At 62.2% G+C, this 22,590-nt stretch carries 21 protein-coding genes; 7 read left to right on the top strand and 14 right to left on the bottom strand.

The features are described 5' to 3' along the window. Positions 1 to 81: 81 nt before the first annotated feature. The 3 genes from purD (at position 82) to ACQKP1_RS04540 (ending at position 4,022) form a co-directional block, all read left to right on the top strand. On the top strand, positions 82 to 1,353 hold the full coding sequence (gene purD / locus ACQKP1_RS04550) for a phosphoribosylamine--glycine ligase (RefSeq protein ID WP_427274357.1): 1,272 nt from the start codon (positions 82 to 84) through the stop codon (positions 1,351 to 1,353). A gap of 125 nt (positions 1,354 to 1,478) precedes the next feature. Beyond that, the gene (locus ACQKP1_RS04545) at positions 1,479 to 1,928 is read left to right on the top strand and encodes a plant virulence effector HPE1-like domain-containing protein (RefSeq protein WP_427274356.1); all 450 of its coding nucleotides are present in this window, start codon (positions 1,479 to 1,481) and stop codon (positions 1,926 to 1,928) included. Between the two features lie 273 nt (positions 1,929 to 2,201). Next, positions 2,202 to 4,022, top strand: coding sequence for a methyl-accepting chemotaxis protein (locus tag ACQKP1_RS04540; RefSeq protein WP_427274355.1), 1,821 nt, complete (start codon positions 2,202 to 2,204; stop codon positions 4,020 to 4,022). 58 nt (positions 4,023 to 4,080) lie between these two features. On the opposite strand, the gene ACQKP1_RS04535 is transcribed toward ACQKP1_RS04540, so the two are convergent. The 8 genes from ACQKP1_RS04535 to ACQKP1_RS04500 form a co-directional block, all read right to left on the bottom strand. Further along, entirely contained in the window at positions 4,081 to 4,575 is a 495-nt protein-coding gene (locus ACQKP1_RS04535; protein ID WP_427274354.1) for a DUF523 domain-containing protein, read from the bottom strand. Then, the gene (locus ACQKP1_RS04530; RefSeq protein ID WP_203013296.1) at positions 4,575 to 4,877 is read right to left on the bottom strand and encodes a type II toxin-antitoxin system RelE/ParE family toxin; all 303 of its coding nucleotides are present in this window, start codon (positions 4,875 to 4,877) and stop codon (positions 4,575 to 4,577) included. Before ACQKP1_RS04530 ends, ACQKP1_RS04535 begins: the two co-directional genes overlap by 1 nt. Continuing rightward, positions 4,874 to 5,119, bottom strand: coding sequence for a type II toxin-antitoxin system ParD family antitoxin (locus tag ACQKP1_RS04525; RefSeq protein WP_203013294.1), 246 nt, complete (start codon positions 5,117 to 5,119; stop codon positions 4,874 to 4,876). The genes ACQKP1_RS04530 and ACQKP1_RS04525 overlap by 4 nt, the downstream gene beginning before the upstream one ends. 105 nt (positions 5,120 to 5,224) lie before the next feature. Further along, entirely contained in the window at positions 5,225 to 7,564 is a 2,340-nt protein-coding gene (glyS, locus tag ACQKP1_RS04520; protein WP_427274353.1) for a glycine--tRNA ligase subunit beta, read from the bottom strand. Positions 7,565 to 7,770: 206 nt separating this feature from the next. After that, a complete protein-coding gene (locus tag ACQKP1_RS04515; RefSeq protein ID WP_427274352.1) occupies positions 7,771 to 8,271 on the bottom strand; it encodes an endonuclease domain-containing protein in 501 nt (166 codons plus the stop codon). Between the two features lie 171 nt (positions 8,272 to 8,442). Next, positions 8,443 to 10,380 carry a DUF2207 domain-containing protein gene (locus ACQKP1_RS04510; protein WP_427274351.1) on the bottom strand — a complete coding sequence of 646 codons (1,938 nt, stop codon included), beginning with the start codon at positions 10,378 to 10,380 and terminating at the stop codon, positions 8,443 to 8,445. After that, positions 10,377 to 11,642 carry a 3-phosphoshikimate 1-carboxyvinyltransferase gene (locus tag ACQKP1_RS04505; RefSeq protein ID WP_427274350.1) on the bottom strand — a complete coding sequence of 422 codons (1,266 nt, stop codon included), beginning with the start codon at positions 11,640 to 11,642 and terminating at the stop codon, positions 10,377 to 10,379. The genes ACQKP1_RS04510 and ACQKP1_RS04505 overlap by 4 nt, the downstream gene beginning before the upstream one ends. A 124-nt stretch (positions 11,643 to 11,766) precedes the next feature. Beyond that, positions 11,767 to 12,318: a LemA family protein gene (locus tag ACQKP1_RS04500; protein ID WP_427274349.1), complete on the bottom strand. Its 552-nt coding sequence runs from the start codon at positions 12,316 to 12,318 to the stop codon at positions 11,767 to 11,769. 201 nt (positions 12,319 to 12,519) lie between these two features. On the opposite strand from ACQKP1_RS04500, the gene ACQKP1_RS04495 reads away from it, so the two are divergent. Further along, positions 12,520 to 14,517: a PAS-domain containing protein gene (locus tag ACQKP1_RS04495; RefSeq protein ID WP_427274348.1), complete on the top strand. Its 1,998-nt coding sequence runs from the start codon at positions 12,520 to 12,522 to the stop codon at positions 14,515 to 14,517. A gap of 42 nt (positions 14,518 to 14,559) precedes the next feature. Then, positions 14,560 to 14,961, top strand: coding sequence for a response regulator (locus ACQKP1_RS04490; RefSeq protein ID WP_427274347.1), 402 nt, complete (start codon positions 14,560 to 14,562; stop codon positions 14,959 to 14,961). A gap of 3 nt (positions 14,962 to 14,964) precedes the next feature. Here ACQKP1_RS04490 and ACQKP1_RS04485 read toward each other — a convergent pair whose 3' ends face one another. The 6 genes from ACQKP1_RS04485 to ACQKP1_RS04460 form a co-directional block, all read right to left on the bottom strand. After that, complete coding sequence (locus tag ACQKP1_RS04485; RefSeq protein ID WP_203019928.1) at positions 14,965 to 15,897, bottom strand: glycine--tRNA ligase subunit alpha; 933 nt, start codon at positions 15,895 to 15,897, stop codon at positions 14,965 to 14,967. 126 nt (positions 15,898 to 16,023) lie between these two features. Beyond that, positions 16,024 to 17,163, bottom strand: a complete 1,140-nt coding sequence (locus tag ACQKP1_RS04480; protein WP_427274346.1) for a sensor histidine kinase — start codon at positions 17,161 to 17,163, stop codon at positions 16,024 to 16,026. A 116-nt stretch (positions 17,164 to 17,279) separates the two neighbouring features. Continuing rightward, positions 17,280 to 17,474, bottom strand: coding sequence for a hypothetical protein (locus ACQKP1_RS04475; protein WP_054148848.1), 195 nt, complete (start codon positions 17,472 to 17,474; stop codon positions 17,280 to 17,282). A gap of 36 nt (positions 17,475 to 17,510) precedes the next feature. Further along, entirely contained in the window at positions 17,511 to 18,374 is an 864-nt protein-coding gene (locus ACQKP1_RS04470; protein WP_427274345.1) for a S49 family peptidase, read from the bottom strand. A gap of 93 nt (positions 18,375 to 18,467) precedes the next feature. Then, a complete protein-coding gene (locus ACQKP1_RS04465) occupies positions 18,468 to 19,274 on the bottom strand; it encodes a tRNA1(Val) (adenine(37)-N6)-methyltransferase (protein WP_427274344.1) in 807 nt (268 codons plus the stop codon). Between the two features lie 7 nt (positions 19,275 to 19,281). Next, positions 19,282 to 19,512: a DUF2007 domain-containing protein gene (locus tag ACQKP1_RS04460; RefSeq protein WP_054148845.1), complete on the bottom strand. Its 231-nt coding sequence runs from the start codon at positions 19,510 to 19,512 to the stop codon at positions 19,282 to 19,284. Positions 19,513 to 19,637: 125 nt separating this feature from the next. Between ACQKP1_RS04460 and ACQKP1_RS04455 the strand changes: the two genes are divergently transcribed. Both ACQKP1_RS04455 and ACQKP1_RS04450 read left to right on the top strand, forming a co-directional pair. Beyond that, complete coding sequence (locus ACQKP1_RS04455) at positions 19,638 to 20,654, top strand: polyprenyl synthetase family protein (protein ID WP_427274343.1); 1,017 nt, start codon at positions 19,638 to 19,640, stop codon at positions 20,652 to 20,654. A 120-nt stretch (positions 20,655 to 20,774) separates the two neighbouring features. Beyond that, positions 20,775 to 22,586 carry a tetratricopeptide repeat protein gene (locus tag ACQKP1_RS04450; protein WP_427274342.1) on the top strand — a complete coding sequence of 604 codons (1,812 nt, stop codon included), beginning with the start codon at positions 20,775 to 20,777 and terminating at the stop codon, positions 22,584 to 22,586. Positions 22,587 to 22,590 lie beyond the last annotated feature (4 nt).

Raw genomic sequence — 22,590 nt, 5'->3', positions numbered from 1 at the left:
CATCCGAGGTCAATTCGGCTTGACCTTTTGCCTCCCTCCCCTTAACCGCCGGGCATTCCCTTATGGCACTGGAGGCTGGCGATGAAGGTTCTTTTGATCGGTTCGGGTGGACGCGAACATGCTCTGGCCTGGAAGATCGCCCAGTCGCCGCTTCTGACCAAGCTCTACGCCGCGCCCGGCAATCCCGGCATCGCGGAAGAGGCCGAGCTTGTTGCCCTCGACACGGATGATCATGCTGCTGTCGTCGCCTTCTGCAAGGACAAGGCGATCGACTTCGTCGTCGTTGGGCCGGAAGCACCGCTGGTCGCCGGCATTGCCGACAGGCTGCGCGAGTCCGGCATCGCGGTTTTCGGACCGTCGGCCGCCGCAGCACAGCTCGAGGGCTCCAAGGGCTTTACCAAGGACGTCTGCGCCCGCTTCAACATTCCGACCGGCGCCTATCAGCGCTTCAACAATGCACCAAAGGCCAAGGCCTATGTGCGCGAACAGGGCGCGCCGATCGTCATCAAGGCCGATGGGCTTGCCGCCGGCAAGGGTGTCACCGTTGCGATGACGCTGGATGAGGCACTGGCCGCCATCGACGACTGCTTTGAGGGCGCTTTTGGCGCGGCCGGTGCGGAAGTCGTGGTCGAAGCCTTCCTCGATGGCGAGGAAGCGAGCTTCTTCTGCCTGTCCGACGGCAAGTCGCTGCTGCCGCTTGCGACCGCCCAGGACCACAAGCGCGTCGGCGACGGCGATACCGGCCCCAATACCGGTGGCATGGGCGCCTATTCACCGGCACCGGTCATGACACCTGACATGGTCGAGCGGACGATGAAGGAGATCATCGAGCCGACCATGCGCGGCATGGCGGAGATGGGGCATCCCTTCCAGGGCGTGTTCTTCGCCGGGCTGATGATCACGCAGAAGGGTCCGGAACTCATCGAATACAATGTGCGCTTCGGCGATCCCGAATGCCAGGTGCTGATGATGCGACTGAAGAGCGATCTTTTGCCGATCCTCTACGCCTCTGCCACCGGCACGCTGGATCAGGTGACGGCCGAGTGGAGCGAGGACCCGGCGCTGACCGTGGTGCTGGCATCCAAGGGCTATCCGGGGGCCTATGACAAGGCGACCCCGATCGCCTCGCTTCCTGAGGCTGGGGACGGCGCGAAGGTCTTCCATGCAGGCACGGCGATGAAAGACGGGCAGCTGGTTGCCACCGGCGGGCGCGTGCTCAACGCCACGGCCCGCGGCACGAGCGTAGCGGAGGCTCAGGCTGCAGCCTATGGCCTGGTGGATGCCGTAAAATGGGAGAACGGCTTCTGCCGTCGCGATATCGGCTGGCGGGCGATTGAGCGCGAGAAGGCCTGAGACACAGGCGGTCTCGCACCACCTGAAGCACGAAATCGATCATTCGTTCAAATTTTACCAAAGCTCCTGACCGGATCGAAAGAAACACTCGCTAATGTTCATCCCAACAATCGGGGAATAACGTGATGCGTCTCATCGTTTCGACATTCATGATCCTTGCCGTCTCGGCGCTTGCCATGCCGGCTCAGGCCGGTTCGATCTCGACCGTGACGGGACTTTCCGCAAGCCAGCCGAGCATTCTGACGATCGATTGCGCCCACTGCCCGCCGCCGGCCGCACGGGTCGGACGGACGGCTTACCAGGTCCCCACGGTTCCAAGCGGCAGCCAGACCGCGGAAGTGGTCGATGTCGATGGCGAAAAGAAGCTAAAGCGGGTGGAAAGCTGGCTCGGCGGGTCGCCCGTCGTGGTCTACACCTCCGCAGCAGGGTGGGCCACTGACGGCTCCACCATCGTTGCGGGCGGGCTGCCCGCTGTCAACGAAATCGACCATGGCGCAACAACTGCTGCCGTCGATGCGCCTGTCGGTGCCGACAAGGCCCCCGCAATGGCAGGCTTCGACCTGCGCCTCAACTGATCCCCCATCCGCCCGCCTAACGATCCGGGCGCGGCGGTCTCTCGTGGTCGACACGGACATAACGCCCGGCCCAGTCCCGGGCGTTATGCCGTCAGGCACCCCTAAATATCACCAGTATATTCTCATAGCGCCATATGCGTGGCTGCTTAAAATCATTTCAATCTTTGAAAGCGAGACTGTCTGCACATCTTCGGGACATGACGTGCCGATCCGTTCGACTGATCCATCTCCCCCGGCGCCCGAACCGCACGACAGACGAAAGCTCCCTCGCCCATGAAAAACCTTCGGATTTCCTTCCAACTGATCTTGCTGATCGGTGGCCTGATGGCGGCCTTTGCCGCCGCCACCTACCTGCAGGTCCGCTCCTCCACCGAGACCATCTACCAGCAGCGCTATGAACTCCTGAGGACCCAGGTGGAATCGGCGCTCTCGGTCATGAAGGACTACAACGACCGCGCCGCAGCTGGCGAGTTCTCCGTCGAAGAGGCCCAGAAGCTCGCTTACGGGCAAGTCGGCAAGATGCGCTTCGAGCCGGACGGTTACTTCTTCGCCTATGACTACGACGTCGTGATGGTCTTCCATCCCAATGCCAAGCTGATCGGAAATCCTGGCAAGGGCAAGGGCGACACCAACGGCTTCCTCTACCGCGACGAACTCGTCAAGCTTGGTCGCGCTGGCGGCGGCTTTGTGGAGTTCATCGGTCCGAAACCCGGCGAAGATCCGAACGATTACAGCTTCCCGAAGGCCGCATACGGCAAGGCGTTCGAGCCTTGGAACCTCGTCGTCGTTACCGGCCTCTATACCGACGACCTGAAGGCCGAGATCCGCTCCAGCATCATCAAGACCGTCGGCATGTCCGCCGGCATCTTCGTGCTTGCGCTGATCGCCGCCTATTTCGTCATCCGCAATATCACCAAGCCGCTCAAGGCCATCCATGACGCGCTGGAGGCCGTGGCCGACGAGAATGTCGACATCGCGATCCCGCATACCGACCTCAGCAACGAGATCGGCATGATGGCAACGGCAACGAAGAGCCTGCAGGACAAGGTGCGCGAGCGCCATGCGCTTGCCGCCCGCCAGGAAGAGCAGCAGCGCGAACTTGACGGCGAGCGCAGCCAGAACGCCGAAGCCCAGCTCGCAGAAGCCCGCCAGCAGGCCCATGTCGTCTCGACCATTGGCCAGTCTCTGGAACAGCTCGCCCATGGCGATCTGACGGTGCGTTGCGCCGATCTCGGACCGAAATATGCGGCACTGCGCGACAACTTCAACGACGCTCTGGCACGCCTCGAAGAAGCCATGGCCCGCGTCAACCTGAAGGGCAACGACATTGCGGTCTCGAAGGAAGAGATCCGTCGCGCCTCGGGTGAACTTGCCACCCGGACAGAACGTCAGGCTGCCAATCTCGAAGAGACGTCTGCTGCCCTCGACGAACTCACCGTCGCGGTCCGCCAGACAGCGGATGGCGCCCGCGAAGCCGCCAATCGCGTCGGCACGGTCAGCGATGAGGCCCGTCAGAGCGACGAGATCGTCACCAAGGCGATCAACGCGATGAGCGGCATCGAGCAGTCTTCCGCCGAGATCACCAAGATCATCGGCGTGATCGATGAAATCGCCTTCCAGACCAACCTCCTTGCACTGAACGCCGGTGTCGAGGCGGCGCGTGCGGGCGAAAGCGGCAAGGGCTTTGCCGTCGTTGCACAGGAAGTTCGCGAGCTTGCCCAGCGTTCGGCGGCGGCTGCCAAGGAGATCAAGGATCAGATCGCCCGCTCGTCGGCTCAGGTCGAACAGGGCGTGCAGCTGGTCGGCCAGACCGGCGAAGCGCTGAAACGCATCTCCGACCAGATCGCCAGCGCCAACGACATTGTTTCGAAGATCTCGCACAGCGCCCAGGAACAAGACACGACGCTCCGGTCGATCTCGTCCGCGGTCAACCAGCTCGATACGGCAACCCAGCAGAATGCGGCGATGGCCGAGGAAACCACGGCGTCCGCCGAGGTTCTCGCCAATGACACCGGCGACCTGCTCGAGCTGATCCGCAGCTTCAAGACCAGCCAGGCCGGTGCCGGCCGAGAGCAGTACCGCCTGGCGAGCTGAGCGAACACCGCTTCCATGAACACAAGGCCGCCGGAGCAATCGGGCGGCCTTTCTCGTTTCAGCGGATGCTTTTGATGTGTGCTTCGAGCTTGTCGAGTTCCAGGTCGGAGAAGACTTCGATGCCGGCCTGACGCATCAGGGCTGCGGTGACGCCGAAACCGGGATGGCGCGTGCCGGAAAACGAGCCGTCATAGATGAAGCTGGAACCGCAGGAGGGGCTGCCGTCGATGAGGAGCGCAATCTCGCAGCCCTGCTCCTGGGCAAAGGCGACGGCCTTGCGGCCACCGGCGAGGAATTCCTCTGTCACGTCACCACCGGTGACTTCCAGCACGCGGGCCCGACCGGCAAGCACATCGTCACCGTTTCTGCCGCCTTCGATTTCCGCGGGTGGACGTGGCGTCGGCAGGCCGCCGGCCTGTTCGGGGCAGTAACCGACAAGGCGACCCTCGGCCTTCCAACGCTCGATCAGGGGATCAGCGAGCGGCTTGCCCTTGCCGTCGTAACGGACGGGGCGGCCGAGCAGGCAGGCGCTGATGAGGATTTTGGGGGGCATCAGAGATCGCCGAGGTGCCGCAGGAAGTCGCTCTTTTCGTGCAGAATTCGCACGACTTCGATCTCGTCGAGCTCCACTTTCCGATAAAAGATCAAGTGGTGATTGACACGCAGGCGCCGGTAGCCGCTCGCGACCATATAGGCCTGCGGCCCTAACTCCGGTGTCTGGACCAGGCGTTCAAATGCATCGAAGAGATCGTCGATATACCGATCCGCCCGCGCTGGGGATCGCGTGCGGCACGTATAATCCCAGATCGCATCCATGTCCTCCTCGGCAGAGGGACGCAAACGGTAGCCGCTCATCGCATGTATTTCTCGCGCATGCGGGCTTTGAATTCCTCGCGATCAACCGGACGCGCCGGCCCGCTGTTTTCACCCTCGATCAACGCATTGCGCAGCCATTCGATCCGCGCCTGCTCTTCCTTCAAAAGCTTGAGGCCGGCCTCGACCACGTCTTCGGCAGACTTGAACGCACCGCTTTCGAGCTGGGACTCGACGAAGCTGTCATAGGGCTCGGCAATGGTGACCTGAACGGGCTTGTTCATGGGGTGGCTTCCTCTGGACTGCTCGTTCAGTCTAGCACAGGATGCCAACTTCGGAAAACTCGCTGTGTGAAACGAAAGACCCCGCCGAAGCGGGGTCCCAAAGCGTCAGCCGGTGATCTTGGAGAAGTCGGCGACCGTAGCCGTCGCCTCGCGGATCGCCTTCAAGAGCGCCAGGCGGTTGGCGCGGATGGCGGCGTCCTCGTCGTTGACCAGAACGTCCTCGAAGAACGTGTCGACCGGGCCGCGCAGCGTCGAGAGTGCCTGCATGGCGGAGCGGAAGTCTTCGGCAGCGACCGCTTCGGCCGCTGACTTCGAGGCGGACTGGATGGCGGCGAACAGCGCTTTTTCGGCATCGAGTTTGAGCAGCGCTTCCGAGACGCCATCGGCGACGACGGTGCCCTTCTTTTCTTCTGCGGCCAGCAGCTGCGTGGCGCGCTTGGTGCCGGCGAGCAGGTTCAGGCCGTCTTCCGAGGTGATGAAGGCGGTCAAGGCTTCGGCCTTGCGGGCGACCATCAGGAGATCGTCGGCCTCGGGCGTCAGCACGGCATCGATGATGTCGTGGCGGGCGCCCTGGTCGCGCAGGTAGACTTTTAGGCGGTCGTGGAAGAAGGAGAGGAGGTCGGGCGCCTGACTTTTGAATTGAACATAGGCTGCCTCACGCCGCGCAGGGTCATTTAGCCGCTCTTTCAGTTCGGGCAGCAGTTCGTCTGCTAACCGGCTGAATCCGAGGTCACCCAGTTTCTTTGAAACATGAACCGTGTCCTTGATGAGCTCAAGCATGCCTAGTGTTGCCTGCGAGAAACCGAACGCTCGTGCGATAACGTTCTTCAATGGCAGGCTTAACTTCTTCTCCAACAAAATCCTTACGATACCCAGCGCTGAACGGCGCAAAGCGTAGGGATCCTTCGATCCTGTTGGCTTTTCATCAATGAGCCAGAAACCAACGAGGGTGTCGAGTTTGTCGGCAAGGGCAACGGTCAGGCCGACCTTGTCTTCCGGCAGACGATCCGAGGGGCCGTTCGGTTTCCAGTGATCCTCGATCGCGGCGGCCACGGAGGCGTCTTCGCCCTGCAGAACTGCGTATTTGCGGCCCATGGCGCCCTGGAGTTCGGGAAATTCGCCGACGGCTTCGGTGCGCAGGTCGGCCTTGGCCAGTACCACGGCGCGGTCGACGAGGGCGCCATCAGCGCCAACGATCGGCGCCAGCACCTTGGCCAGTTCGCGGATGCGGGCGACGCGCTCACCCTGCGTGCCGAGCTTGGCGTGGAAGGTGACGTTCAGCGCATCGAGCTTGGCCATGCGCTGGTCGAGCGGCTTCCTCAAGTCCAGATCGAACTTAGCAGCGGAGGCCTTGAGCGTGTCGAGGTCGGGCAGGTCGCCCTGGTCGCGCTTCCAGAAATGCAGGGCATCGGAGAGGCGGGCGCGCACAACCTTGCCATTGCCATGCATGATCTCACGGCCGCCATCGGTGGCCTGGATGTTGGAGATCAGGATGAAATGGTTGGAGAGCTTGTCGCTCTCGCCCTGCGGGCGCACGACGAAGCACTTCTGGTTGGTCTTGATCGTCAGGCGGATGATCTCGGCCGGGATCGAGAGGTAATCCTCTTCAAACGTGCCAAGCAGAACCTGCGGCCATTCGACGAGGCCGGAGACTTCCTCCAGCAGCCCGTCGTCCTCGACGAGTTCCAGGCCATTGGCAAAGGCGATGTCGCGGGCATCGTGCAGGATCATGTCCTTGCGGCGCTCGGCGTCGAGGATGACCTTGGCGCGCTCCAGGCTCGTCACGTAGTCGTCGAAGCGGCGGACGGTGATGGCGTCAGGCGCGTGGAATCGGTGACCATAGGTGATATTGGATGCGACGATGCCATCGATCTCGAAGGGGATGACCTGGACTTCGTCATGCTCGGGGCCGAAGGTGCAGACGATGGACTGCAGCGGGCGCACCCAGCGCAGGCTTTCCATGCCCTTGCCCTCAATGCCGCCATAGCCCGAGCCCTTGGGCATGGAGGCGAAACCGGAGCGCATCGATTTCGGCCAAGGGAATGTGCGGATGATGCCGGGCATGACATCGGCGATGATCTCTTCGGCCGCACGGCCGGGCTTTTCCATATAGGCGACGTAGAAATCGCCCTTCTTCGGATCGGTCTTGACGATGGCCTGGTCGATGGAGGTCAAGCCTGCGCCACGCAGGAAGCCGTCGATGGCTCCTTGAGGCGCCGAGACGCTCGGGCCCTTCTTCTCTTCCTTGATATCGGCCGAGCGGGCTGTGAGGCCACGGATGTCCAGTGTCAGACGTCGCGGCGTCCAGTATTCGCGCGCGCCTTCATAGGTCAGACCGGCATCGACAAGCGCATCGGTGACCATCTTCTTCAGATCGCCAGCCGCCTTGCGCTGCATACGGGCCGGGATTTCTTCGGAGCGGAGTTCGAGCAGGAGATCGGGCATAGGGACTGACTTTTTGAACTGTTGCGAAAGGCTGCGCGGGACTTAGCAAGCCGCGCGGCAAAAGTCATCCATGGATCGGCGTAATTTGGCGGGGGTTCAGGCTGCGGACAATGGATCATCAACATTCAGCCAGTGGTCGCCCCCACCCGCCGCTTTGCGGCGACCTCCCCCCTCAAGGGGGAGGTGGATGGCGCGGCGCCGGCGTCTCAACCACCCTCCCCTTGAGGGGGAGGGTCGGAGCGAAGCTCCGGGGTGGGGTGATCCGGCGCAGACTTTTTAACACCGTTGGACGCGTCAAACGATGGAGGACGATCCGCTCTGCCTGGGGACCCGACATTTGGGTGCAATTCAAGGAATATCTCGCGCTCACGGACCGCCGCGAAAACAGTATCGAGGACCGCATCGAGTTCTGTCAGGACCTCGGCGTTCCAGAAGCGGATCACTTTGTATCCCTGCGCTTCCAGAAAGGCGGTTCGCTCCTGGTCTCGTTCAAGCCCTTCATCCGTCACATGCTGGGAGCCGTCCAACTCAATGATCAGGCCGATCTGATGACACGCGAAGTCGGCGAAGTAGGGACCGATCGGGACCTGGCGGCGGAAGTGGCTGCCGTTGATTGGAATGCGCCAGAGATGGCGCCAGAGTTTTCGTTCGGCGTCCGTGCTGGTCGACCGCAGACGTCTGGCATTGGCGCGGCGAAAGCGATCCATGGAGGTGGGAGGTTTCGGCATGTTCTGCGTCCCAATCCGAACTTGTGCATGAGACGTCGAATTTCAACGGGTTTCAACTCCGGGGATTGAGGGGAAATGCGAGAGCTTGGCCAGGATCACCCCCACCCGCGCGTTCCGCGCGACCTCCCCCCTCAAGGGGGAGGTGGGTGGTTACCACCCTCCCCCGCCGCCGCCGCCACCGCCGCCGCCGGAAGAGCCGCCGGAGAAGCCTGACGACGACGAGGAGCTGGATGGAGGGGGTGTCGGGATGGTGGAGGCGATCGTCGAGGCCATGGAGGAGGAGAAGCCGCCGATCCGGTCGCCGAGATTGCCGCGATTGCTGCCGTGGTACCAGGCCGGATTGTAAGCTGTCACGGCTGCGGCTCCGGCAGCGGCTGTCGCGAGCCAGGTTTCGAAGGTACGCGACCATGGCTTTTCGACGCCGAGCGCCACGGCATAGGGCAGGAGCTTTTCGAAATGGCTGGGCGACATGGTCGGCGCGCCGGCCATGTTCATCCGGTCTTTCTCGGCGAGTGTCAGATAGATGCGCAGGCCCTCGATGCCGTCCATCAGCTTGCGCCCGAGCGGCGTCGGCGCGCCCATCAGGAAGAAAAAGAGGAGGTTGACCAGAAGGACGCCGCCGAAGGCGATGAGCACTGGGAACTGGTGGGTGGCTTCGAGATCAATCCACATGGAGATCAGCATCAGGCCCATGGTGGAGAGCGCGACAAAGCCGATCAGGGCCAGCGCCAGGATGGCGATGATCTTGCTGAACAGAGAGCGGCCCCGCCTGAACGAGTTGACCAACCCGATCGTGAAAGTACCGAAGAAGACCGAGAAGAAGGTGGGCACGAAGATCAGCGCATAGACATCCTCGTCGAGGTCGCCGAAGATGAAGAGCGAGGCGACGACGGCGATCGAGAGGCCGATGCCGAGCGACGTGTAGCCGGCATTGCCCTTGTAATACTTGTTGCGGTGTTCTTTTTCGATCGCCTGGCGAAAGCGATTGCCGACCGATTGCACCTTCTTGCCATTGGCCTTGTCGATGATGAGCGCGTCGCCGGCAGACGGGATTTCCGCAATCAGTGCGGCCTCACCGGACTGCAGCTTGCCGGTGACGGCCTTCTTCGTGCGGCGGATGGTAATGCTGTTGTCGAGATCATCGAGTTCGACATAGCCAGCCACGGCGAGATTGAGTGCCGCGGCCGAAAGTGCGGTCCAGCCGGCTCCGGAGAAACCCCTGTTGTCGATATAGTTGACGAGCGCCGGTGAAATTCCCTCCGGCGGATCCCAGCGCGGGACCACGACGCCCTTCGGCGGGTCGCGGCCGACGGCTGCCCAGGAACGCAGGTAGTAGAGGAAAATGACGGCCAGGCCGCCGAAGCCGATGATGGTGTTGAGGTTGTCGCGGATGAACCACCAGGTGCTGTCTTCCGACGAGGGTGCTGCGACCACGCCCTTGTCGAAGGCGAGCACGATGGTCAGTCCCTCGTTCGGGCCGAGCGGTCGTGTGGTCTCAAATTCGAGGCCATTCGATCCCGGAATTTCACGAGCATTCTGGGCGGTGGACCCCGAGGGACCGGTGTAGACGGTGGTCCTCGTCGGAAGCGCGCCTTCTGGCAGCGTGACGGTCGCGCCGGCGCGATCGATCGGGAAGAGCCAGCCATTGCCGGTCACGTTCCAGTAGAGTTCGTCATGATCGTCGAAATAGCGGATCTGACGGCCGGTGCGGTAGGCGATGGTGTAGGTGTATTCGCCCGGCTGGAGGAAGACGTCGGCCGAGCCAGTATAGATGCGGATGCCGCCGGAGACGGTTTCGGTGCGACTGGCTTCCGGCCGGCCATCTCGCGCCACCGAGATCAGTTCGAAATCGACTTTTTGGCGTAAGCCCCGCGCGTCCCGCCCATAAAGCGGGAAGTCGCGGAAGATGCCGCGCCTGATCTCGTTGCCCTCGGCATTGACGGTGATCGTCTCGGTCACCTCGATCGTGGCATCGGGCAGGACCGTGACATCCGCGTGGTAGTCGCGGATGACCTCTTCAGCCTGCGCGCCGCATGCCATCCAGAGCGTGAGAAGGAAAGCGGAGCAGAGGCGAAGAAGCGTAGTCATTCCGGGTCGTTCCTGACGAGATCGACGCCGAGCGAAGCGAGCGCATCCCAGTAGCCGGGGTAGGTCTTGGCGACGCAGCCGGGGTCGAGAATGGTGATGTCGCGGATCTTCAGGCCCGCGAGCGCAAAGCTCATGGCGATGCGGTGATCGGCAAAGGTGTCGATGTCAGCCGGCAGCGACTGGCCTGCGAGCGAGGGGTCAGAGAAGACGAGGAGATCGTCGCCCTCTTCCTTGGCCAGGCCCTCGCGGATGTTGTTCAGCCCCGTCGAGACGGCGCGGATGCGGTCGCATTCCTTGACGCGCAGGTTCTCGATGCCGACGAAGCGCACCGGCGTCTCGTTGAAGGCGGCGAGCACGGCAATCGTCGGGATCGCGTCCTGCATCTGGCTACCGTCAATCACGGCAGGCATGTTGGGGAACTGGGCGATTACGTCATAGGCCTTGGCGTCCGGCTGGGTGAAAGCGTCAGACGGCGTGCCGATGTCGATCTTGCCCTTGGTCAGAACTTCCGCGCCCCAGAGATAGGTGGCGGCAGAGGCATCGGGCTCGATGTGGAAATCGGTCGCGGTATAACCGGTCGGCTGGATGACCCAGGATGATGGCGTCGGCTGCTCGACCTTGGCGCCAAAGGCACGCATGGCCGACAACGTCAGATCGATGTAACCGCGGGCGCCGATATCGGCACCGGCAAGCTCGATGGTGAACGGCTCGGAACCGCAGGCAGCTGCCATCTGCAGGGCCGAGACATACTGGCTCGACAGGCCGGCATCGATGATGACGTGGTTTTTCTTGAAGGCGCCATTGGCGTCGATCGCGACCGGCGGGCAACCCGAGGGCGCGGCGATGGCAACGCCGAGTGATTGCAGCGCCTCGACCAGCGGCTTGATCGGGCGCTTGCGCATGTGTTCATCGCCGTCGACGACGTAGCGGCCCTTGCCCAAAGCGAGGGCCGCGGTGAGGAAGCGGGTGGCGGTGCCGGCATTGCCAAGAAAAAGCGCTTCGGCTGGCGACTTCAACTCGCCCGTGCTGGTGACGACGAAGGTGGTGGCGTCAGGCTCCTCGACGGTGACGCCCATCTGGCGGAGCGCTTCGGCCATGTAGCGGGTGTCGTCGCTCTTCAGCGCGCCGGTCAGGCGGCTGGTGCCCTTGGCGAGGCCTGCCAAGAGAAGCGCACGGTTGGTGATGGATTTCGAACCCGGTGGGCTCACCTTGCCGGTCAGGGCATGGGCGGGCGGGAGGATGGTCACGCTGTCAGTCGTCATGGATCCCAGTCTCAATGCATCGTCCTAAGCAGCCTTCAAAAGAAGCTTGCTTGGTTTATTGTTGTCTCGCGGGTTCTTGTCGGGAAACCGAGGAACACTTTTCCGGAACCCGCTGGAACGGACGTCAGAACTTGACCGTCGGTACCGCACGGTCGGCCTCGTTGGCAATCTCGAAATAGGGTTTCTTCGAGAAGCCGAACTGGCCGGCGACGAGGTTGTTGGGGAAGCTCTCGACCTTGACGTTCAGATCGCGGGCCGCGCCATTGTAATAGCGGCGCGACATCTGGAGCTCGCCTTCGACGGTTTCGAGCGAACGCTGCAGTTCAAGGAAGTTCTCGTTGGCCTTCAGATCCGGATAGGCTTCGGCCAGCGCGATGATCCGGCCCAGCGCTGCCCCGAGCAGACCTTCGGCCTGGGCGCGACCGGCGACATCGCCCGCCGGCACGGCCTGCGCCTTGTTGCGCAGTTCGACGACGTTCTCCAGCGTCTCCTTCTCATGGCCGGCATAACCCTTCACCGTCTCGATCAGGTTGGGGATGAGATCCGCGCGACGCTTCAGCTGCACGTCGATGCCCGACCAGGCTTCCTCGGCCATCTGCCGGGCCTTCACCAGGCCGTTGTAGATGAAGACGAGATAGGCGCCGATGGCGGCAAGAATGGCAAGTGTCGTGAACATAATGCGAGGGCTCCCCAGCTGAATTGGCCGCACGTTAGCGGGTCACCGAAAGAAAGTCATGACCGAAGTTCCGGGGATCCCGAGGTGCTTGACTGGAAAATGCCGGAGGAAATTGCATCAAATTCGACGCATGCGAAAACCGTTCCGTTAATCCGCGTCTTCTAATGTAACATTCCGAAAGGTTTTGCAGCGGAGCCACGCATGCAGACAATAAGCTGGAATTCTCTGCCCCCGTGGGCCCTGCTCGCCAGCCGCGATATCCTGAAAGCGGCGCTTCCGGAGCGACGGCTCAGCGATACGCTGAAGGATGTTCTTTCGATCATCACTGCGCTGCCGCAACTCGATCTTTCGGAGATGGCGGCGATCTATATCCGCGACGCAGGACAGGACCGGCAACGGCTGCTGCACCACAACACGGCGGACCAGTTGGAACTGCCGATTGACCTGCCGCTGGGCGCACGGATGCCCGAATGCATTGCGGATCGAGAAGACCTCCATCCCTACTGGATACCCATCAGTCTGCCCGGCAATCCGGATTTCGGCACCGGCGTCTTCTTCAGCCGCAGCGACAGACCGATCAACCTGGAGAGCCTGTCTGCACTGCGGCTGCTCACTCAGGACATCGGACCGATCATCCAGCAGCGCAATGGCTGCACGTCGTCCCTTCTCGACATGGTCGAGCTCTCGACCGACGAGATCTATATCTTCGAGCCGCAGCGCTTCACGATCAGCCGGACGAATGCGACGGCGAGTGTCCGGACGGGCTATGCGCGCGAAGCCCTGAACGGCATGACGCCCGCATCGCTCAAGGTGGGCATCTCCGAACTCGATTATCGCGCCAAGCTCATGCCGCTCGTCGAGGGCAGCACCCAGAGCGTGACCTTTGACGCGACCCAGCGGCGGCGAAACGGGACCGTCTATCCGGTCAAGGTGCATGTCTGGCGGATCCGCGGCCCCTCTTCCGACCTGTTTGCCGAGGTTGCAATCGCAACCGCCGACCAGCGCAAGGCCTTTGGGCTGCTGGAGCAGGTTTTCGATGCCATTCCCGGTGGGATCGGCGTCTTCGACAATCGCTCGCGGCTCTTGATGGCAAACCGGCGGCTCTATGACCTGATGAACATTCCGCCGGAGATGTTTCCACCTGGTTCCAAGTTCGAAGACATCCTCCGCTACAATGCCAGCCGCGGAGAATGGGGCGATGGCGACCCTGAAGCCATGGTCCGCGAGCGGGTGGATCAGGCAGCTCTCGGACTGCCCTACAGCTTCGAGCGAGAGCGCAAGAGCGGCAAGGTGCTCGCCGTGCGCTCGGAGCCGCTTTCGAATGGCGGCTATGTGTTGAGTTACTCCGACATCACGCTGCGCAAGCGGGCCGAAAAGGATCTCATCCGCCACCGTGACGCGCTCGAAAGAACGGTCCATCAGCGCACCGCCGAAATCGCCGCCCAGGCAGCAGCGCTGGAAGAGGCGTTACAGCAGGAGAAGAACATCAACGCGATGCAGCGGCAGTTCGTGGCGATGACCAGCCACGAATTCCGCACGCCGCTCGCGATCATCGACGGCGCTGCGCAGCGCATCCAGCGCAAGAAGGGCGAGATGGAAGCGCGCTTTCTCCCGGACAAGACGCAGCAGATCCGATCGGCCGTTGCCCGCATGGTGGTGCTGATGGAGAGCTTTCTGTCTGCAGGCCGCATGGACACCGGCAAGATCGAGCTGACACTGGTCGATTGCTCTTTGCACAAGTTGATCGAGCAGGCCATCAAGCGGCAGAAGCTCTCATCCCAGCATCACCGGTTCGACGCCGAGATCGAGGCACTGCCGCCGGTGATCCGCTGCGATGCGCTGGGGATTTCCCAGGTGCTGACCAACCTCCTGTCGAACGCCGTCAAATATGCGCCGCGCGCGCCTGACATCACCATTCGCGGCTGGGAGGAAGATGGCTTTGTGTTTCTCTCAGTCAAGGACGAAGGCGTCGGTATCGACGCAGAGGATGTGCCGAAACTCTTCCAGCCCTATTTCCGCGCCCGCACCTCGACCGGCATTGCCGGTACCGGGATCGGCCTGTCGCTCGTAAAGCAGATCGTCGTGCTGCATGACGGCGACATCTTCGTCGAGAGCGAGCGCGGCAAGGGCACCTGCTTTACCCTGGTTCTGCCGATCCTGGGGCCGACGATTCCAGAGAGCGCTCAACCTGCGCCATAGGTGAGCGCCGCCTGATCCTGCAATCTACAACGGGAGACTGACATGATCACAGTGCTTTGCGTCGAAGACGAAAGAGACGTCCGGGAGCTCATTGTCGAGGAGCTTGAAGATGCCGGGATCCGTGTGTTGCAAGCCGAGAACGGCAAGGAGGGGCTCGAGAAGATCCTGAGCCAGCGGCCGGATATCGTCATCTCCGACATCACCATGCCGGAGATGGACGGGATCTCGATGCTCGGCGAATTGCAGATCAACCACCCGCAATTTGCCAATATGCCCTTCCTTTTCTTGACCGCACTCGCCGACCGGGAAAAGATGATCGAGGGACTGGGCGCGGGCGCCGAAAGCTACCTCACCAAACCGATCGACTTCGATGTGCTGATGGCCAAGATCCACGGACTGGTGGTCCGGATCGAAAACCGGGTAGCGGCGGGGCTGGAGTTTTAGCCCTTACGCAGCCCGGCCGAAGTTCACCCCACCTGCATCGGTCAGCAGGAACGCCTCGCCGCAGCTTTTCGCCAGCGCGCGGACGCGGCCGATATAGGCCTGGCGTTCGGTGACCGAAATGACGCCGCGGGCATCGAGCAGGTTGAAGATGTGGGAGGCCTTTATGCACTGGTCATAGGCCGGGAAGACGCATTTGTGCAGGCGCTGGTTTTCCGAATCCGAGGGCGCGCCGGCGGCGAGCAGGGCCTGACATTCCTTCTCGGCATCGATGAAATGGCGATGCAGCATCTCGGTATTGGCGAATTCGAAGTTGTGGCGGGAATATTCCTGCTCGGCCTGCAGGAAGACGTCGCCATAGGAGATCTTCTCTTCGCCTTCGCGCCCGTTGTAATTGATGTCGTAGATGCTGTCGACGCCCTGAACATACATGGCGAGGCGCTCGAGACCATAGGTCAGTTCGCCCGCGACCGGCGAGCAGTCGATGCCGCAGACGGCCTGAAAATAGGTGAACTGCGAGACTTCCATGCCGTCACACCAGCATTCCCAGCCGAGACCCCAGGCGCCGAGCGTCGGGCTTTCCCAGTCGTCTTCAACGAAGCGGATATCATGCAGCAGTGGATCAAGGCCGATCGCCTTCAGCGAGCCGAGGTAAAGCTCCTGCAGGTTGGACGGGTTCGGCTTCAGGATCACCTGGTACTGGTAATAATGCTGCAACCGGTTCGGGTTTTCGCCGTAGCGGCCGTCGGACGGACGGCGCGAAGGCTGGACGTAAGCGGCGCGCCAGGGCTTCGGACCGAGTGCCCTGAGCGTGGTCGCAGGATGGAAGGTGCCGGCGCCGACTTCCATGTCGTAGGGCTGCAACACCGCGCAACCCTTATCCGCCCAATAGGCGTGCAACGTCAGGATCAGCGCCTGAAAGGAGCGCTTGGGGTCCATGTGCGGGGCAAGGGGCGTGGTCATCGGGCTATCCATCGGGTTGCTCAGGTTGCGGCCCGTCTGGTGCCATGAGCGGGCGGAAGGGTCAAGCGTCTCGGCAGGCGGACGGCGGTGACAAAAAGCGGCTCAGTGCTCAAGGTCGTCGGCGTTGTGCAGCTTGCCGACCAGAGAGAAGGTCACACCTTCCGGATCGAATCGGATCGCTGCCTGGCCCTGGAAGAGATCGGAGACGACACGTTCCGTCAGTCTCGATCCGAAGCCGCGTCGCGAGGGCTCTATTACGGGAGGTCCGCCGCTTTCGCGCCAGTCGAAGGTGAAGCCGTTCTCGGGCTGCTGGCCCCAGGCCATCACCACGCGGCCTTCCGGTCGGGAAAGTGCGCCGTATTTGGTAGCGTTGGTTGCAAGTTCGTGGATCGCCAGGGAGAGACCGAGCGCCTGCTGGGCAGACAGGTAGACCTGCGGGCCGGTGATCGTGATGCGGTCGTCGCCATCGACATGGGGCGCAACGGCCGTTTTCGCGATCGCGGTGATTTCGGCGGCCGTCACGCTCATGCCGGTCAGCACATCCTGTGCCTTGGCAAGCGTCTGAATCCTCGCACCAATCGTGGCCGCGGCATCCGAGATCGACGCTGCGCCCCGCAGGCTCTGGCTGACGATCGACTGGACCATGGCCAGCGTGTTCTTCATGCGATGGGCAAGCTCGCGGTTGAGAAGCTTCAGCTCCTCTTCATGCTGCTTCCTCTCATCCAAATGCCTCTGCGCCTCAAGGTAGGCCTCCTCCAAGGCCTTTCGGCCGACCATAGAGGCGGTGGTCTCCGTGACCACGTTCAAGAGACCGGCTATCTGCGCGTTGTCGTCGTAAAGGGGGCTGTAGGAAAAGGTCCAATAGCTTTCCGTCGGCGCACCATTGCGATGGACCTGCAGCGGCAGGTTCTCGATCCAGGTGCCTTCGCCGGCCTGCGCCCGCTTCACGAAGGGCTCCACACCTTCCCAGACATCGGCCCAATACTCCCGGAACGGCTGGCCCAGCGGGTTTGTGTCACGTCCACCTAGGATTGGCAGATAGCTGTCGTTGTGAAAGTGAAGAAGCTCTTCACCCCACCAGAAGCACATCGGCTGGCGCGTCGCGAGGACAAGTCGCAGGGTCGTCAGCAACGACAGGGGCCAGCCTGAAATAGGCCCAAGGGATGTCTTGCTCCAATCAAAAGAGCGGATCTCATCTGCCATCTGGCCAGTCACGCCGTCTAGCTGCGTCGTGTAGCTCATGGGTCTCCAACTTCGACTGCCCGCGAAAACAATATTGCGATAGCGCAATGACTTAGGCGATCTCACCCGCGGTTACAATGAAAACTGCTGAACCGTCGGCAGCTTGCATGGCCTGATCAATCATCATCCTCGCGACGGGGGCGGTATTCTCCGGTTTCGGGATCTTGAATGAGCGTCCCGATTGCCTGGTTCTCGCGCTCTTTTTCCTCGGCACGCGATTTCGCCACCAGTTTCTCCGCATCCGCAACGAAACGGCGATAGAGCAACCAGGCGCCACCCACCAGGATCGTCAGAAATATCAGCTGCGCCATGTCCCCTCGCCGTAAAGCCCTTCCTCGTCGCGCCGGTCAAAGACCGTAGCGACCCCATAGTGCCTTTTCTTCGAGCGTCTCGGCAAGTCCGGCAACTGCCTGTGCGGCGATCTGATCCGTCGACCCGAATGCGCCGATGCCTGGGGCGCGGCGGCCGAACAGGCCCTTCTGGGCACCGATCAGTTCGAGGCGGGCATCCTTGCCGTAGCGCGTCTTGATCTCCTCGCGCATCCCGCCGAGGCGATCAACGAGACCGAGTTCCAGGCCCTTGCGGCCCGTCCAGAACAGACCGGAGAACAGCGTCGGATCGTCTGCAAGCACCGTGCTGCGCCGCGCCTTGACCATGTCGATAAAGATTTCGTGGATCTCGAGCTGCAGTGTCTTCAGGTATTCGATGTCGCTTTCCTTTTCCGGCTGGAAAGGATCGAGGATCACCTTGTTCTCGCCCGCTGTATAGACACGGCGTTCGACGCCGATCTTCTTCAGGAGTTCGGGGAAGCCGAAACCGCCAGAGACGACGCCGATCGAGCCGACAATCGAGGTCGCATCGGCAATAATCTCATCGCCTGCGATCGCAATCATGTAGCCGCCGGAGGCTGCGACATCCTCAACGAAAACGAGGACACGCTTATTCTTCTCCTCGGCCAGCGCGCGGATACGGTCGTAGATCATCCGCGACTGGACGGGAGAACCGCCCGGCGAGTTGATCGACAGCGCCACGGCGGGGCTGTCCTTCATGCCGAATGCCTTTTCCAGCTGGCCGGCAATCGAGGAGAGATTGAGCGCGGGGCGGAAGCGCGAGCCGCCGCTCATGATCGGTCCGTGCAGCCTGACGACCGGAATGACGACGCCCTTTTTCTGGAAGCGCTTGGGAACCAGCCGTTTCAGAAAGTCTGCCATGGTCGCGTTTCAACTCCTCACGATCTTCACTCTGAGCGGAGATGTAAGACGCGCCGACGCAAACACAATGGTTTGCTCAAAAAATCAGTGTTTTCAACGCAGCCGCGGATAGCCGGCGCGGCCGTTGCTCAGATTGTCGACAAAGGTCGCGAAGGCGTGACTGTCGGGCTTGTCGTGCATCAGGAGCGGCGCGCGCAGCTGTAGCTTCGCCCGCGAGCCTTTGATCGCGGTGACCAGGATACGGGTGGCATTTTCGCTCTCGCGTGGATGGATCGCCGTGATCTCCAGGCCGCCGAACCGCCGGCCGCAGGCGGCGATGATCTCGCCAATCGACTGTGGTCTGGCGATAAGCGACAGCTGTCCGCCGGGAGTCGTGATGGCGCCGGCGGTTCGGATCCAGCGGTCGAACAGATTCTCCGTCATCGCATGGGCCTCGGCCTTCAGGACATCTGGCGTCTTGCGGTCGCCGGGATCGTTGAAAGGCGGGTTCATGATCACGTGGTGGAAGCTGTCGTCGGGGAGGCCGGCTGCGAAGCGCGCCTTGCCGGTCAAAGTGACATCGGCCTCGATCACCTCGGCGCGCTGCGCGAACTTCGCGTTTTCCGGCAGTGCGAGGCTCTTGCGGGCAAAGGTGGCCATATCGCTCGAGCGCTCGACCATGACGACAGACGCCTTGGGCAGACGCGAAGCTACGGCCAACGCTGCTGCCCCGGCTCCTGCGCCAAGATCGGCCACCCGGATCGCACGATCGTCCACAACGAGAGAGGCGAGCAGCATGGCATCCATGCCGGCGCGATGGCCGCGTCCAACCGGCTGCACGAGATGAAAGCGGCCACGATGAAAGGCGTCGACCGTCTCGGCCAAGGGCTTGTCTACAAGGGGCTCTAGTCTCGTGACCATCGCGCCCTCACGCTTCGCGGTCGCGCAGTTCTGCCCCAAGGCCGGCATCGGTCAGGATTCGGCGGGCCTGGTCGACACAGTCGGAATCGACCAGCAGGCGGCGCTGCAGCATGCCGAGCGACCCTTCAAGGATGCTCATGGACTGGTCTGCGATCATCGAGGCGATCCCGGCGTCGCGCATCAGGCTTTCGGCAAAGGAGAGCAGGACGACGTCGTTGCTGCGAATGATCTCATGCATCGATTTCAGAACTCACTGTTAACAGCTAAACCGGCTTTCAGGCCCGGACCGAGGCAATTCGCCCCTTGCCGTGGCCTTCCGGGCTTTTTATGGTCGGCAACCAAACTGAACAGGAGTCCGGTGCGTTGGGCGTAGTCATACCGCTTGAGGAAAGCAAAAACAAACAGGCGTCCGTCAAGCCTCTGGTGGACCTGACCAAAAGCGGCATGGAGCGCGTCAATCAGCTGATCCTGTCGAAGGCAGGCTCGGACGTTCAGATGATCCCGGAGGTGGCAAACCACCTGATCTCATCCGGCGGCAAGCGGCTTCGCCCGATGCTGACGCTCGCGACAGCCGCCATGTTCGGCTACGAGGGCGATCATCACATCAAGCTCGCGACCTCTGTCGAGTTCATGCACACGGCGACGCTGTTGCATGACGACGTGGTCGACGAGAGCGATCTTCGCCGTGGCAAGAACACCGCCCGTACGATCTGGGGCAACCAGGCGAGCGTGCTCGTCGGCGACTTCCTGCTCGGGCAGGCTTTCCGGATGATGGTCGAAGTCGGCTCGCTCGAGGCGCTCGACGTCCTCTCGACCGCAGCCTGCGTGATCGCCGAGGGTGAGGTGCTGCAACTCTCCGTCGCCAAGAACATGGAAACGACGGAGGACGACTATCTCGCCGTCATCCGCGCCAAGACCGCGGCGCTCTTTGCAGCGGCCGCCGAAGTCGGCCCGATCGTGGCTGGCACCGACAAGGCAACCCGCAGCGCGATGAAATCCTATGGCATGAATCTCGGCCTTGCCTTCCAACTGGTCGACGACGTGCTGGACTACGGCGGCAAGGCTGCCGAGACCGGCAAGAATGTCGGCGACGATTTCCGCGAGGGCAAGATCACGCTTCCGGTCATCCTCTCCTATCGCCGTGGCACGGCTGCCGAGCGGGATTTCTGGAAGGAATCCATCGAAGGTGGACAGAACGACGATGGAAGGCTCGAAAAGGCGCTCGGCCTGATCGGCAAATATGGCGCGCTCAACGACACGATCCAGCGGGCGCAGCATTACGGCACCATTGCACGCGATGCCTTGGCGCCCTTGCCCGAAACGCCGTGGAAAAGCGCCCTCAACGACGTGATCGACTTCTGCATCGCGCGCGTGAATTGACGCAGATCCAGCGATTGCCTTGCGAGGCTGCTTCAAAAAAGCCATTCTGTCCGTGAATCATCGCCAATCGCCCGCGCGCGGGCGACCCGCGCTTGCTCTCGGTTCTTGAAAGGCTCGTTCATGCGGCAAAGCTTTGCCCTTCGCACTCTCGCCGGCACCGCGGTTGCGCTGCTGCTCAGCGTCTCCCAGGCGCCGCAGGCACTGGCTGCTGCCAATACCCAGCCCACCGAGGCCGAGAGTTTCGATATCGGTAGCGTCGATTCCTTCGCGGGCGCCTTCCTGGCCGCCCGGACAGCGGAAGCGGATCGCGATTATCCGAGTGCTGTGAAGTTCTACAAGAAGGCCCTGGAATTCACGCCGAACGAGCTTGAGCTTCAGCAGCGGCTGATGATTGCGCTCATCATGAACGGCGAGTTCGACGAGGGCGTGGATCTCGCCAAGGTTCTGGAGAAAGATCCGGCCGTGGAGCGAGTCACCTCCGTGGCGCTCGGCTTTCGCGCCATCCGAGACGGCGACTACGCGCAAGCGCTCAAGCACTTCAAGTATCAGGGACCGAACGATCTCGACCGGCTGATGAACCAGCTGCTGATCGCCTGGACCAAGGTCGGCGAAGGCAAGGGCAAGGAAGCGCTGAAGCTCGTGCAGGATCTCGATGGTCCGAGCTGGTACGGGATTTTCCGCAACTACAATGTCGGCGTCATGGCCGCGATGATCGGCGATGTCGATGCCGCCCGAAAGGCACTCACCGATACGGTGACAGACCGCAATGGGGGGGCAACCGCGCCTGATACCTTCGCCCGTTCGGTGATCGCGCTTGCAACCCTGGAGGCCCAGGCCGGCAACAAGCAAAAGGCTCTCGACGCCCTCTCGGCCGGTGACGAACTGATCACCAACTTCGCCCCCTTCAAGGCGCTTCGCACCGAAATCGAGGCCGGCGGCCAGCCGAAGCCGGTCGTCGCAACGGCAGCACAGGGTGCGGCCGGCGTGCTCTTCTCGATCGGTGGCGCGCTGAACCGTGAAGGTGCCGAGGACACGGTGATGCTCTATCTCCAACTGTCCCATGCGCTGGACAAGGATGCCGCCGACACACTGATCCTGCTCGGCGGGATCGCCGAGAATGCAAAGCAGCCGGAAAAGGCGATCGCATTCTACCGTCAGGTGCCCGAGACTTCGCCGATGCGGCGCATCTCCGAGCTGCAGCTTGGTCTGACGCTTGCCGAGACCGGCAAGGTTCAGGAAGCGCGCGAACATCTGCTCGCCCTGATCGCCTCCGATCCGCAGGATATCAGAAGCTATCTCGCCTATGGCAGCGTGCTGTCCGATGCCAAGGACTATGCGGCCATGGCGGACAATTACGACAAGGCGATCGAGATCATCGGTCAGAACCCGGCGCGGAACCACTGGTCGGTCTTCTTCCAGCGCGGCATCGCCTATGAGCGGCTGAAGAAGTGGGACAAGGCGGAGCCCAACTTCCACAAGGCGCTGGAACTCAACCCCGATCAGCCGCAGGTGCTGAACTATCTCGGCTATTCCTGGGTCGACATGAATCGCAACCTCCAGGAAGGCCTGGAGATGATCAAGAAGGCTGTCGAGCTGCGGCCGGATGATGGATACATCGTCGATTCGCTCGGCTGGGCCTATTACCGCCTCGGCCGCTTCGAGGAAGCGGTGGTCGAGCTCGAACGGGCCGTCGAGCTGCGCGCCGGGGACGCGACGATCAACGACCATCTGGGCGATGCCTACTGGCGCGTCGGTCGCAAACTCGAAGCCAAGTATCAGTGGAAGCGGGCGCTCGCCTCCGAGCCGGAAGAGGCCGAGGTTCCGAAGATCCAGGCGAAGATCGAAAAGGGCTTGCCGGCGATCGAGGCGGATGCTGCCAAGGTCGAGACCAAGCCGGTCGAAGAGCCCAAGAAAGACGACAAGAAGACCTGAGCCG

The sequence above is a fragment of the Allorhizobium sp. NPDC080224 genome (assembly GCF_050281005.1).
Classification (GTDB): Bacteria; Pseudomonadota; Alphaproteobacteria; order Rhizobiales; family Rhizobiaceae; genus Allorhizobium.
This window is presented reverse-complemented; position numbering and strand designations above follow the sequence as displayed.